The sequence below is a fragment of the Pandoraea vervacti genome (genome assembly GCF_000934605.2).
Taxonomy (GTDB): domain Bacteria; phylum Pseudomonadota; class Gammaproteobacteria; order Burkholderiales; family Burkholderiaceae; genus Pandoraea; species Pandoraea vervacti.
On the sequence record NZ_CP010897.2, the window covers coordinates 1,614,216 to 1,627,823 of the forward strand.

Genomic DNA, 13,608 nt, shown 5'->3' on the forward strand with positions numbered 1-13,608 from the left:
TCAATCCCCGGTATACTTCAGCCTTTGTCAGAATTTTCTGGCTTTCTTGCATTGTCACCCTGTTCCCCTGTACGACGAGGAGCCTCGTGAGCGTCGCCGAACCGATCGAAATTTCGCCTGAGCAGAGTCGCGCACGCGTGGCGTCGGGCAGCAGTTTCTATGCTGCCATGCGCATTCTGCCGCCTGCGCAGCGTGAAGGCATGTTCGAGATCTACGCCTTTTGCCGTGCCGTGGACGATATCGCCGATGACGGCGACGACACGTCGGCGAACCGCATGGCCCGTCTGGCCGTGTGGCGGCGCGATCTGGCCGATCTGTACGATGGCCGCCCGGCCCCGACGCTCGCGAACCTTGCCCGCGTGGTCAGGCAGTTCGGGCTGAAGCACGAAGACTTCATTGCCGTCATCGACGGCATGGAAATGGATGCGTGCGGCCCCATCGTGGGCCCGGATCTGGCCACACTCGACCTGTATTGCGACCGTGTCGCGAGCGCCGTCGGCCGCCTGTCGGTCAAGGTGTTCGGCATGCCCGAGCAGGACGGTATCGATTTGTCGCACCATCTTGGCCGTGCGCTCCAGTTGACCAACATTTTGCGCGACATCGACGAAGATGCCGGCATTGACCGGGTGTATCTGCCGCGCGAGACGCTGGCGGACGCCGGAATCGTGAATGTGACGCCGGAGACGGTCGTCGCGGCAAACCTCGATCGCGCCTGCGCGCCGCTCGTTGCGCAGGCACGTGAGCATTACGCCCGGGCACGCGCGATCATGGCGCGTCATCCGCGCCGCGTGGTCATCGCGCCGGCGGTCATGGCCAAGGCCTACGGGGCGATTCTCGACAAACTCATTGCGCGCGGCTTTGCCGTGCCGCGCGAGCGCGTGCGGGTGCCGCGCTGGCGGCTGATGCTGATGCTGCTGCGGCAGATGGTTCTCTGATGGCGCGCACGGTTCACGTCATCGGCGCCGGCCTTGCAGGGCTGGCCGCCGCGGTCCGGCTCGCCACGCGCGGCGTCGCCGTCGTCCTGCACGAAGCGGCCCCCCAGGCGGGCGGACGCTGCCGCTCGTACTTCGACCGGCAACTGAACGCCGTCATCGATAACGGCAACCATCTGGTGCTCTCGGGCAATTCGACGATGCGAGAGTTCACGCGCACCATCGGCTCGGAGCACACGCTCACCGGTCCGGGGCGCGCCGAGTTCGCCTTCGTCGACCTCGAGAGCGACGAACGCTGGACGGTACGCCTGTCGGAAGGGCGTCTGCCATGGTGGATCTTCGACAAAGGCGCGCGTGTGCCGGGCACGAAGTGGTCGGACTACCTGTCGCTCGCGCCGTTGCTGCGGGCCGGTCCGCAAGCCACAATGACCGAGGCGATGAACTGCCCGCCCGTGCTGTACAAGCGGCTGATTCATCCGCTGTTCCTTGCGGTGCTCAACGCCGATCCGGCCGAAGGCTCTGCACAAATGGCCGGGGCGGTGATTCGCGAGACGCTCGTGCCGGGCGGCAAGGCTTGCCATCCGCTCATCGCCAGCGAAGGGTTGGATGTGTCGTTCGTGACCCCTGCGCTGGCGTATCTGGCGGCGAAGGGCGCGCGCGTGATGATGCAGCATCGTGTGCGTGCGCTGCACTACGCGCCGCACAGCTGCCGTGTCGAAGCGATCGATTTCGGCGACGGTCCCGAGGCGCTGTCGGCGGATGACGCCGTGGTGCTCGCCGTGCCGCCGAATGTGGCGGCGTCGCTGGTGCCGGATCTGACGACGCCCGACGAATATCGGGCCATCGTCAACGCACACTATCAGGTGCCGCCGCCACCGGGCTGTCCGCCGATGATCGGCGTGGTGAACGGCGTGAGCGACTGGATTTTCGCGTTCGACGGCCGTTTGTCGGTCACGATCAGCGGCGCCGACCACCTGCTCGACGAATCGCGCGAATCGCTCGCGCTGCGGATCTGGGAAGAGGTCGCGAAGGCCTGTAACCTGCCCGCCACACCGATGCCGGTGTGGCAACTGGTGCGCGAGAAGCGCGCCACGTTTGCGGCGACGCCCGCGCAGGACAAGCGTCGCCCGGGAGCGAAGACACGCTGGCGTAACCTCGTGCTCGCAGGAGATTGGACAGCCACCGGGCTGCCCGCCACGATCGAAGGCGCGCTGCGCAGCGGGAATCGGGCGGCCGACCTGCTGTGAACGCTGCGGCAGATGCCGTCGTGATGGCTGCTCCACATGTTTAACCGGCGCGAACCACGCGCCGCTCTATCGCCTTTGAGAAGGCAAGAACGCCATGGATACGATACGCGATGCTTCCGACAAGGAAGCGCGACGCACGGCCACTGCCACGGCCGTGGACCTCAAGCTGCATACCGAACTCGCCCAAAAGGTGAGTACGGCAATGGCCACACAGACGCTGGAGACCGGCATCGACCGCTCGATCACTGCGTTGCTCGACCTGCAACAGGACGACGGCCACTGGCTCTTCGAGCTCGAAGCCGACGCGACGATTCCGGCCGAGTACGTGCTGCTGCGTCACCATCTCGGCGAGAAGGTCGATGCGGAACTCGAAGCGAAGGTGGCGGCGTATCTGCGTCGTATCCAGGGCGAGCACGGTGGCTGGCCGCTTTTCCACAACGGCAAGTTCGACATGAGCGCGAGCGTGAAGGCGTATTTCGCGCTCAAGATGATCGGCGATCCGCTCGACGCGCCGCACATGGTGCGCGCCCGCGAGGCGATCCTCTCGCGCGGCGGCGCGCAGAATTCGAACGTCTTCACGCGCATTCTGCTCGCGCTTTACGGCGTACTGGAGTGGAAGGCGGTGCCAATGATGCCGGTCGAGATCATGCTGTTGCCGCAGTGGTTCCCGTTCCATCTCTCGAAGGTCTCCTACTGGGCGCGTACGGTGATCGTGCCGTTGCTCGTATTGCAGGCCAAGCGTCCGCGTGCGCGCAATCCGAAGGGCGTGGGCATCGACGAATTGTTCATCGGCAGCCCCAAGGATGTCGGTCCGCCCAAGCGCGCGCCGCATCAGAGCCGATTCTGGTTCACGTTCTTCTCGGGCGTCGATCATGTGCTGCGCGCACTCGATCCCTTCTTCCCGAAGAAGCTGCGTGAGAAGGCGGTCAAGCGTGCGGTCGAGTTCGTGGAGGAGCGTCTGAACGGCGAGGACGGCCTCGGCGCGATTTATCCCGCAATGGCCAATGCCGTCATGATGTACGACGTGCTTGGCTATCCCGAAGATCATCCGAGCCGCGCCATCGCGCGCCGGTCGGTCGAGAAGCTGGTGACCCCGGCCGATCACGAGACGTACGTCCAACCCTGTCTGTCGCCAGTGTGGGACACCGCGCTCTCGGCGCACGCGTTGCTGGAGACCGGCGACAAGCGCGCCATCGAACTGGCGGGCAAGGGGCTGGAATGGCTCATCCCGTTGCAGATCCTCGACGTGCGCGGCGACTGGATTTCGCGTCGTCCGAACGTGCGCCCGGGCGGGTGGGCATTCCAGTTCGCCAATCCGCACTATCCGGACGTGGACGACACGGCGGTGGTGGCGATGGCGATGGACCGCTACGAGAAGTTGTCCGGGAAGTTCGAGAACCTCAAGGTCGATGGCGCCGACGCGAGCCGACACCCGATGCGTTATGCGATCGATCGCGGCACGGAGTGGGTCATCGGCATGCAGAGCAGTAACGGCGGATGGGGCGCGTTCGAGCCGGAAAATACGCACCTTTATCTGAACAGCATTCCGTTCTCGGATCACGGCGCGCTGCTCGATCCGCCCACCGTCGACGTCTCCGCGCGATGCCTCTCGATGCTCGCGCAACTGCCGCCGTCACCTGAGCGCAAGGCCTCGGCCGATCTGGCGTTGAAGTACATTCTCGACGATCAGGAAGCCGATGGCAGCTGGTATGGCCGCTGGGGCATGAATTTCGTGTACGGGACGTGGTCGGCGATGTGCGGTCTCGCGGCGGCGGGCATCTTGCCTGAGCATCCGGCCATGGCGCGTGCGGCGCAATGGCTCATCTCCATCCAGAACGCCGACGGCGGTTGGGGGGAGGATGGCGACAGCTACAAGCTCGAATACAAGGGATATGAGGCGGCGCCGAGCACGTCGTCGCAGACCGCGTGGGCATTGCTGGGCCTGATGGCGGCGGGCAAGGCTGACCATCCTGCGGTCAAGCGCGGTATCGACTATCTGCTCAACACGCAGAACGACGAAGGCCTGTGGGACGAGGCACTTTACACGGCCACGGGCTTCCCGCGCGTGTTCTACCTGCGCTACCACGGCTATCGCAAGTTCTTCCCGCTGTGGGCGCTCGCCCGCTACCGCAATCTGACGGTGCGCAACGATTGCCCGGTGCCGTGCGGTATGTAAGATAGACGTACGTCGCCTGTTTCAGTCATGCGTCGCCCCGGCATCGACCGTTTTCCTGTCGATCGTCGGGGCGTTTCGTTTCGGGGCCGGCGCCGGTCATCGTGTCGCGGCCATTGTCGTACGCTCCATCTTCGCTCTCGCGTCGTTCTCGCATCACTGTCGCTATTTTGCAAAGGAAGTGCATGAGTCAGCCCATCATCGTCGTGACCGGTATGCCATTCGAGGCGCGTATCGCCAGGGGCGATGGCGTACGTGTCGTTTGTGCGCAGAACCACACGCTCGGCGACGCACTGGAGGCGGCGATTGCGCGCGACGGGGCGCGCGGTCTCGTGAGTTTCGGCACGGCGGGCGGCCTGATCCCTGGCGTGAAGCCGGGCCAGTGGGTCATCGCGCATAAGGTGCTCGACATGCCGCAGCAGGGGGGGGCGTTTCTGACGTCCATCGCGTGGGCAGAAGCCTTGCGTCGCGCCATGCCGGGCGCGCTGCGCGCCGATGTGGCCGGTGTGACGGCCCCCGTGGTGAGTGCCGCGGACAAGGCGGCGTTGTTCCGTGAGAGCGGCGCGGCGGCAGCGGACATGGAATCGCACATCGTCGCTCGCGTGGCGCAGGCACACGGCCTGCCGTTCGTGGTGGCGCGGGTCGTGATCGATCCGGCAGAGCGTTCGTTGCCGCCGGCGGCGCTCGCCGGCATGCGCAGCGACGGTTCGACCGACATTTTCGGCGTATTGCGCTCGCTTGTCGGAAATCCGTTCCAGTTGCCCGCGCTGCTGCGTGTGGGACAGGACGCCGGTCGTGCGAAGCAGGCGATGAAGTTTGGTCGTCAGGTCGTGGCGCTCAAGCTCGGCGAAGGGTTCGGGGCGAAGGCGGCGGGGATCTGAGCGGACCGCAAGGCAAGTTGGCGATCAGGCGTCCGACGACTGCTGTCCGCGCGCTTGTGCGCGGCCTTTCCACATACCGCCGCGTCCGCGCCAGTGTTGCAGCGCCGAGTCGAACGTGAAGACGGTATAGAGCGCCGCGACGAGCGGCAACAGCGGGCCGAAGCTCGACGGCTGGCGATAGAAGCGCAGCATCGGCAGATACGAAATCGTCATGGCGACCCACGCGAAGAAGCCCAGCCACTGGCCGATGCCCGACCCGAAGATCGTCATGACCGGCGGCACGATGAACGTGAGCAGCAGCGACACGATCGTGCCCGCGAGCAGCACCGGCGAGTACTGCAACTGCGCATACGCCGTGCGCGAGACCATCTTGCGAATCTCGCCGAGATTGTCGTAAGGGCGAACGCTCACCGCGCGCTCGGTCAGCCCCAACCAGATCGGGCCTTGCTTCTTGAGCAGGCGGCCCATCGCGCAGTCGTCGATGATTTCGTCGCGAATCGCTTCGATGCCGCCACCGGCTTCGAGCGACGCGCGATGAATCAACATGCATCCGCCAGCCGCCGCGGCCATCTTCTTCTTCGGATCGTTGACCCACGAGAAGGGGTAGAGCATCTGGAAGAACAGCACGAATGCCGGGATCAACGTGCGTTCGAACCATGCCGTGCAGCGCAGCTTCGCCATGAGCGAGACGAGCACGCGGTGATCTCCCGTCGCCCGTGTGACCAGACGGCGCACGTTGTCGGGCGAGTGGGCGATGTCCGCATCGGTGTGTAGCAGATAGTCGGGCGCGACGCCCTCATCGTTGGTCGCCGGGTCGCTCGCGAACGCCACGCCCTGTCGCACCGCCCACATCTTGCCGGTCCAGCCGCCGGGCAGCGGCTGGCCGCTCAGTACGTCCACACGACGCGTAAAGCCGTCGGCGGCGGCGCGGGCGGCCGCTTCGCGAGCGAGTTCTGCCGTGCCGTCGCTGCTCTGGTCGTCCACGACGACGATGCGCAGCCGTCCGGCGTAATCCTGCCGGCACAGCGACTCGACGACCTGACCGATCGATTCGGCTTCGTTACGTGCGGGGATCACAACGGCCACAGGGGGCCATGCGGCCGGTTCAGGCAGGCGATCTTCGTCCAGATCGTCGCGCTCGCGGGCGCGCCAGAAGCCGCCTTGCGAGCTCAGCAGGTAGATCCAGATGGCCAGCGACAGCGCGGCGATCCAGGCCAAAACAGTCATGAGAGATATCCGGCAGAACCAAACCAGGTGAGCGCGTCGCGCAGACCTTCGGGATAGGCACGGGCGGTGTAGCCCAGCTCGCGCCTGGCCTTCTCCGAAGAGAAGAACATGTGATAGCGCGACATCTTCAGGCCGTCGACCGTCACGAACGGCTCCTTGCCGGTGAAGCGCGCAACGCCTTGCGCGGCCATCGCGAGCGGGTAAAGCGGCCAGCGAGGCAGCGCGACCTTGGGCGCCTTGCGTCCCACCATCCCGGCAATGCTGGCCAGCATGTCGCGCAGCAGAACATCGTCGCCGCCAAGGATGTAGCGCTCACCGATGCGTCCGCGCTCGAGCGCGAGCAAGTGACCTTCCGCGCAGTCGTCGACGTGTACGAGATTGAGACCCGTATCGACGAACGCGGGGATCTTGCCTTGCGCGGCTTCGACGATGATGCGGCCCGTTGGGGTGGGCTTGATGTCGCGCGGGCCGATGGGCGTGGACGGATTGACGATCACGGCGGGCAGGCCGTCGTTGGCGATCATCCGTTCGACCAGACGCTCTGCCGCGACCTTGCTGCGCTTGTACACGCCAATGGTCGTGGCTTCGTCGTTCGGAGAGGTTTCGTCGACGGGGCCCACGGCGTCGTGCACGCGCAGCGTGGCGACGCTGCTCGTGTAGACCACGCGCTCGACGCCCGCACGCAGCGCGGCTTCCATCACCGTGCGCGTGCCGTCGATATTGGCCCGCATGATGTCGTTGGGGTCTTTCGCCCAGAGACGGTAGTCGGCGGCGACGTGGAGCAGGGCGTCCACGCCGGCGAGCGCGCGTTGCATCGAGTCCGCGTCGCGCATGTCGCCTTCCACGACTTCGACGGGCAAGTCGGCGAGGTTCGCGCGTGGACTGGTGCCACGCACCAGCAGGCGAACCTCATGACCGCGCGCGAGCGCCGTACGTGCTACCGCAGAACCGACGAACCCGGAGGCGCCGGTGACCAGCACTCGCGACGGCATTTACGCCTTGGCCCGGCGCAACTCGTCGAGCTTGATCTCGACGTGCTTCGAGAACACGAACTCGGCCGGACGCTGCTTGGCGAACGAGATGTCTTCCGCCATCTTGCCTTCGGTGCGCACGCCCTTGATCGCCACACCCAGTGCACGCAGCGGATGCGAAATCGTTTCGTTCACGGCCGTGGCTTCGAAGCCGCTGTGCACCATGCAGTCGGCGCACTTCTCGTAGTTGCCCACACCGTACTTGTCCCAGTCGGTCGTGTTCATCAGTTCCGTGTACGTCTTGGCATAGCCTTCGCCCAGCAGGTAGCACGGACGCTGCCAGCCGAACACCGTACGCGTCGGGTTGCCCCACGGCGTGCAGTGATACGAGCGGTTGCCGGCGAGGAAGTCCAGGAACAGGCTCGACTGGCTGAACGTCCAGTTTTTGCCGCCGTTGCCGCGCTTGAGAATGTCGCGGAACAGTTGCTTGGTCTTCGAGCGGTTCAGGAAGTGCTGCTGGTCCGGGGCGCGCTCGTAGGCGTAGCCCGGCGACACGGTGATGCCGTCGAGGCCCAGGTCCTTCGTCGAATCGAAGAACTTGGCGACCTTCTCCGGATCGGCGTTGTTGAACAGCGTGCAGTTGATGTTCACACGGAAACCGCGCGACTTCGCCAGCTTGATGGCGGCCACGGCGCGGTCGTACACACCTTCCTGCGACACGGCGGCGTCGTGCATTTCACGGTCGCCGTCGAGGTGAATCGACCACACGAAGAACGGGCTGGGCTCGTAGTCGTCGATCTTCTTCTCCAGCAACAGGGCGTTCGTGCAGAGATAGACGAACTTCTTGCGCTCGATGATGCCCTTGACGATCTGCGGCATTTCCTTGTGAAGCAGCGGTTCGCCGCCGGCGATCGAAACCACCGGTGCGCCGCATTCGTCCACCGCGTCGAGCGAGTCCTTGAGCGAGACGCGCTGGTTCAGGATGGGATCCGGATAGTCGATCTTGCCGCAGCCCGAGCAGGCGAGATTGCAGCGAAACAGCGGTTCGAGCATCAGCACCAACGGGTAACGCTTGACGCCCTTGAGGCGTTGCTTCATCAGGTAGGCGCCAACATACGCCTGTTGCAGGAAGGGGATGGCCAAGTTCGGCTCCTGTTCGTATAGCGTTAGCCAGCGACCGCGTGGCGTGCGGCGACCGGCTCGTCTTTGGTCAATTCCGACGGCAAGCGGAACTGGATGGTTTCCTCGATGCCGTCCATGAGAGTCACTTCGACCGTGTCGATGCGACGCAGCGCTTCGATCACGTCTTCGACCATGCGCTCGGGCGCGGACGCCCCTGCGGTGATGCCGATGCGGGCCTTGCCGCGCACCCATTCCTGATTTACCTCGGAGCCATCGGCCACGAGGTAGCTCGGCAGCCCCATTTCGGAGCCGATTTCGCGCAGGCGGTTCGAGTTCGAGCTGTTCGTCGCCCCGACCACGAGCAGTACGTCCACGCGCTCGCACAGCTCGCGCACGGCGGTCTGGCGATTCTGCGTGGCGTAGCAGATGTCTTTGGTATTCGGGCCGACGATATTGGTAAAGCGACGTTGCAGCGCAGCAATGATACCGCGAGTCTCGTCGACCGACAGCGTCGTCTGCGTCACGTAGGAGACCGGCGTGTCGATGGCGAGCGGCAAGGCGTCGACATCGTCTTCGGTCTGAACGAGATGCACGGGGCCGTCGATCTGCCCCATCGTGCCCTCGACTTCAGGGTGTCCGGCGTGTCCGATCAGAATGACTTCACGTCCGGCGGACACGTAGTTTTTGCCCTGAATGTGCACCTTGGTCACGAGCGGGCAGGTGGCGTTGAGTACCTTCAGCCCGCGAATCTCGGCTTCCTGCTCGACCACGCGAGCCACACCGTGGGCGCTGAAAATGGTCACAGCGCCCGCCGGGGCTTCGGACAACTCGGCAATAAAGCGCGCACCCTTCGCCTTGAGCGAGTCGACCACATGCTTGTTGTGGACGATCTCATGACGAACGTAGACCGGAGCGCCGTATTTTTCCAGCGCGCGTTCCACGATCTCGATGGCACGTATGACGCCCGCACAAAACCCGCGGGGTTGGGCAAGTAGGACTTGCATTCAGCTCTCCGGCTCAGGTCGGCCGGGATGGCGGTATCTATCGGGCTCCCATGCTCGCCACATCCCGAGGGGGTGACTTCATGGCGCGCGCAAGGCCAGTTTCGATGGCAAATCGCGTGCACCCGCGGGGGGACCGCCGTCCGGTCGTTTGACAAGCAGCGATTGTAACCGCCACCGCCAAATATTGCTGATGACCCCTTGTGGCGAGACATCGGCAACTGTTGCGAAAATGTTGACGAAACGGCAGCTAACTGGCGCCCATCTGTGCGGATTCCGTCGCGATCAGGGTAACGCGCCGCCGAACGCGCGCCGAGTGCACCCCGGCGGCGCACGATCTGAAATGCTAAATCTTTGATTTTATTTGCCGAAACGTGCGTTCTTCTCGTGCAGGTAGGCAATCAGGCTGTCGATGCCGCCCTGCGCGATGCGCGCCTTGAATTGGGGCTGATACAACTGGATCAGCCAGGCGTTGGCCACGTTCTCGCCCATCATGTTGATGTCGTAGATCTTCCAGCCCTTGTCGGTCTTGGCCAGACGGTACGCGACCGAGAGGTTGTCGCCCGGACCGCTGACCGTGGCGCCGACCACGACGTCGGTGCTGTTGGCCGTGAGTTTGGCCGGATCGAACTTGAACGAGATGTCGTTGCCGCGCACCTGCGAGAGCTGCAATGCGAAGGTGTTCACCAGGAGTTGCTGGAACTCGTCGAAGACCTTTTTCTGCTGCTCGGGCGTGGCGGCATCGAAGACTTTCGGGCCGACGGCGTAGCGCGTGGTGCGCAGGAAGTCGGCATACGGCAGAAAGTCGCGCGCGACGACGCGCGCGGTGGCGTTGACGTCGCCCGTCTTGGCGGCGGGGTCCGCCTTCACGCCCTTGACGACCGTCTCGACGGCCGTCTTCACCATGTCGTTCGGATTGGCGCTTGCCTGTGCCCAGGCGCTCGATGCGCCGCCGATGCCGCTCAGTGCCACGGCGGCAACCGTCACCAGAAATTTATTCATGCCAGATTGTCTTATTCAATTGAATTCGGAGCAGGCCGTAGTGTAGTGCACGTGATGCCCACCCGGCCCCTGTATACTGCTGCGATTTTGTAAATTCACGATTTCATCGTTTTTGTCGCTTTCCTTGCGCTGATCGACGGTCATCGGCCGCGATTGGTTCCTGATTTGCGCGATTGTTTAACCTTTCGTTACCACTTTCGCCAGCGCTTTCGTGCCGTATGGCTCGATCGACAGGAAACGCGTCGGATCCGACGGTGAGACATCCACTTTCTTCCGGAATCGCTCCATGCTGACTTCGCTCGTCGTGCGCATCGTCCGTTTTTCGGCGAAGCACGCGTACCCGGTCATCTTCGCTTCGCTGCTGCTCGTGGTGGCCAGTTGTGTGTACGTCGCGAAGCACTTCGCGATCAACACCGACATCTCGAGCCTGATCGATCTGAATACCCCGGCGGCCGAGCGCGGACGCGAGATCGACCGCGCCTTCCCGCAGAAGACCGATCTGACGCTGGCCGTCGTGCAGGCGCCCTCGGCGGAGTTCGCCGACAAGGCTGCGGCAGCGCTGGCAAGCAAGCTGGAGACGGAGACGGACGTTTTCCGTAACGTCAGCCGTCCCGGTGCGGGCGATTTTTTCGCGCATAACGCCTTGCTGTTCGCCTCGACCGATGAGGTGAAGTCGCTCACCGGCAAGCTCGAAGACGCGAAGCCGCTGCTCAACCGTCTGGCCCAGGACCCGAGCCTCGCGGGGCTGTCGAACCTGCTGTCGGTGACGTTGCAGACGCCTCTGCTCACGGGGCAGGTGAAGCTCTCCGACATGACGCGCCTGCTCGACAATGCGGCCGATACCTCGGAGGCCGTGCTCGCGAACCGCCCGGCAGGCATGTCGTGGCGTGCGCTGGTTGCCCCCGACACGGTCGCGCGCAGCTACGTGCAGGTGCAGCCGGTGCTCGATTACGCCTCACTGGAGGCGGGCGCCAATGCCGCCACGCGCATTCGTGACGCCGTCGCCGATCTGAAGCTTGCCGAGCGTTACGGCGCGACGGTGCGCCTCACAGGGCCGCGTCCCCTGTCGGACGAGGAATTCGCATCGGTGCGCGAGGACGCCGGACCGAACGCCGTCATTACCCTGCTGGCCGTGCTCGTGGTGCTGTGGCTGGCAGTGCGCTCGGGCAAGATGATTCTCGCGGTGTTCATCACCCTGCTCGCGGGCCTGGCCGTCACCTTCGCGCTCGGACTCATGATGGTGGGCGCGCTCAACATGATTTCCGTGGCGTTCGCCGTGCTGTTCGTGGGCATCGGAGTGGATTTCGGGATTCAGTTCGGCGTGCGCTATCGCGAGGAGCGTCATCGCCTCGAACATGCGAGCGGGGCGTCGACCGACGACGTGCTGCGCGGTGCGCTCGCTGGCGCGGGCAAGGCGATTGCGATGCCGTTGTCGCTGGCCGCGGCGGCCACGGCGGCGAGCTTCTTCTCGTTCCTGCCGACGGATTATCGCGGCGTATCGGAGCTGGGGCTGATCGCCGGTGTGGGGATTTTGTGTGTTGCGTTCCCGTCGGCGATTACGTTGCTGCCGGCACTCATCAGCGTTTTCAAGCCCAAGGGCGAAGCGAGTCCGCCCGGCTTCCGCAGCCTCGGCCCGGTGGACGACTTCACCGAGAAGCATCGCAAACCGTTGCTTTACGGCACGTTGGCGTTGGTCATTGCCGGGCTGCCGCTTCTGGCGCATCTGCATTTCGATTTCAACCCGTTGCACCTGAAAGACCCGCACACCGAATCGATGGCAACGCTCATCGATCTGTCGAACTCGCCTGAGGCAGGTGTCAACGATGTGCAGTTGCTCACCCCGGATCTGGCGGCGGCGGACGCCGAAGCTGCGAAGCTGCGCGCCGTGCCGGAAATCGGCCGTGTCGTCACGCTCACGACCTTCCTGCCGTCTGACCAGCCGGCCAAGATCGCGATGATTGCCGCTTCTGCGAAGTCGTTGCTGCCGGTGCTCACGCAGACGCCGCTGGCGCCCGTGCCGGACGCCACGCGTGTCTCCGCGCTGAAAACGGCGGCGGGCCAGTTGGAGGATGCTGCGCTCGATTATCCCGGCGAGGGCGCGAAGTCAGCGCAACGTCTGGCGGCTGCGCTGCGCAAACTCGCGGCAGCCGATTCGGCCACCCGGGATCGCGCCGAGCGCGCGTTTGCCGAACCGCTGAAGCTGGCGCTCGGTCAGTTGCGCGACGCGCTGCAACCCCAAGTTGTGACGCGCGAATCGTTGCCCAAGGACATCGCGTCGCAGTGGGTCGCGGCCGATGGGCGCGCACTCGTGAACATCTCTCCGCGCGTGCCCAAGGGCGCCGATCCGAGCGACGACGTGATGCTTCGCAAGTTCACGCAGGCCGTGCTGCGCACGACCCCGGACGCGGTCGGTGGCCCGATCTCGATTCTGCGCTCGGCGGACACCATCATCCGCGCGTTCATCGAGGCGGGGATATGGGCGTTGCTGTCGATCACGCTGCTGCTCTGGCTGGCGCTGCGCAATTTCGGGGACGTGCTGCGCACCCTCGTGCCGCTGCTGGTCTCCGCGGCCGTCACGCTGGAGGTCACGGTGCTGATCGGTTTGCCGCTGAACTTCGCGAACATCATCGCGCTGCCGTTGCTGCTGGGCGTGGGCGTGGCGTTCAAGATTTACTACGTGATCGCATGGCGTCATGGCCAGTACCGGTTGCTGGCTTCTGGTCTGACGCAGGCGATCGTGCTGTCGGCGGCGACCACCGGCATTGCATTCGGCAGCCTGTGGCTGTCGCATCACCCGGGCACGTCGAGCATGGGCAAGCTGTTGGCGCTGTCGCTTGTCTGCACGCTCATCGGGGCGGTGTTCTTCCAGCCGGTGCTCATGGGCAAGCCGAAGGGCCAGACGGGGCAGACGGGCGCGGTGCCGCCGACACAACGCTGATCGTCGCCACAATGCTGTGTCGCCGGGATGTGTCGTGAGATGCATGTCGCGCGTTGAACGAGGAGGCTGCCGCACCGGCAATGCGTGTAGCTTCCCTCAAGGAATCATCACTAT

Annotated in this window: 10 protein-coding genes; 5 read left to right on the plus strand and 5 right to left on the minus strand. The window is 64.7% G+C overall.

The genetic code is table 11. From position 1 onward, the window contains the following. Positions 1-86: 86 nt before the first annotated feature. The 4 genes from hpnD to UC34_RS07310 all read left to right on the plus strand — a co-directional run bounded on the left by hpnD (position 87) and on the right by UC34_RS07310 (position 5,233). On the plus strand, positions 87-935 hold the full coding sequence (gene hpnD / locus UC34_RS07295; RefSeq protein WP_084070427.1) for a presqualene diphosphate synthase HpnD: 849 nt from the start codon (positions 87-89) through the stop codon (positions 933-935). After that, on the plus strand, positions 935-2,179 hold the full coding sequence (gene hpnE, locus UC34_RS07300; protein ID WP_044454991.1) for a hydroxysqualene dehydroxylase HpnE: 1,245 nt from the start codon (positions 935-937) through the stop codon (positions 2,177-2,179). Before hpnD ends, hpnE begins: the two co-directional genes overlap by 1 nt. A gap of 202 nt (positions 2,180-2,381) precedes the next feature. Next, positions 2,382-4,355: a squalene--hopene cyclase gene (gene shc, locus UC34_RS07305; RefSeq protein ID WP_044457871.1), complete on the plus strand. Its 1,974-nt coding sequence runs from the start codon at positions 2,382-2,384 to the stop codon at positions 4,353-4,355. A gap of 182 nt (positions 4,356-4,537) precedes the next feature. Then, positions 4,538-5,233: a phosphorylase gene (locus UC34_RS07310; RefSeq protein WP_044454993.1), complete on the plus strand. Its 696-nt coding sequence runs from the start codon at positions 4,538-4,540 to the stop codon at positions 5,231-5,233. A gap of 24 nt (positions 5,234-5,257) precedes the next feature. Here UC34_RS07310 and UC34_RS07315 read toward each other — a convergent pair whose 3' ends face one another. The 5 genes from UC34_RS07315 to UC34_RS07335 form a co-directional block, all read right to left on the minus strand. After that, on the minus strand, positions 5,258-6,460 hold the full coding sequence (locus tag UC34_RS07315; RefSeq protein ID WP_044454995.1) for a glycosyltransferase: 1,203 nt from the start codon (positions 6,458-6,460) through the stop codon (positions 5,258-5,260). Next, the gene (hpnA, locus tag UC34_RS07320; RefSeq protein ID WP_044454997.1) at positions 6,457-7,452 is read right to left on the minus strand and encodes a hopanoid-associated sugar epimerase; all 996 of its coding nucleotides are present in this window, start codon (positions 7,450-7,452) and stop codon (positions 6,457-6,459) included. The genes UC34_RS07315 and hpnA overlap by 4 nt, the downstream gene beginning before the upstream one ends. After that, positions 7,453-8,574 (minus strand): adenosyl-hopene transferase HpnH, encoded by a 1,122-nt coding sequence (hpnH, locus tag UC34_RS07325; RefSeq protein WP_044454999.1) that lies wholly within the window; start codon positions 8,572-8,574, stop codon positions 7,453-7,455. Between the two features lie 23 nt (positions 8,575-8,597). Next, positions 8,598-9,557, minus strand: coding sequence for a 4-hydroxy-3-methylbut-2-enyl diphosphate reductase (gene ispH / locus UC34_RS07330; protein ID WP_044455001.1), 960 nt, complete (start codon positions 9,555-9,557; stop codon positions 8,598-8,600). 357 nt (positions 9,558-9,914) lie between these two features. Then, positions 9,915-10,556 carry an MlaC/ttg2D family ABC transporter substrate-binding protein gene (locus UC34_RS07335; protein ID WP_044455003.1) on the minus strand — a complete coding sequence of 214 codons (642 nt, stop codon included), beginning with the start codon at positions 10,554-10,556 and terminating at the stop codon, positions 9,915-9,917. Positions 10,557-10,842: 286 nt separating this feature from the next. On the opposite strand from UC34_RS07335, the gene hpnN reads away from it, so the two are divergent. Next, the gene (gene hpnN / locus UC34_RS07340; protein WP_044455005.1) at positions 10,843-13,494 is read left to right on the plus strand and encodes a hopanoid transporter HpnN; all 2,652 of its coding nucleotides are present in this window, start codon (positions 10,843-10,845) and stop codon (positions 13,492-13,494) included. Positions 13,495-13,608 lie beyond the last annotated feature (114 nt).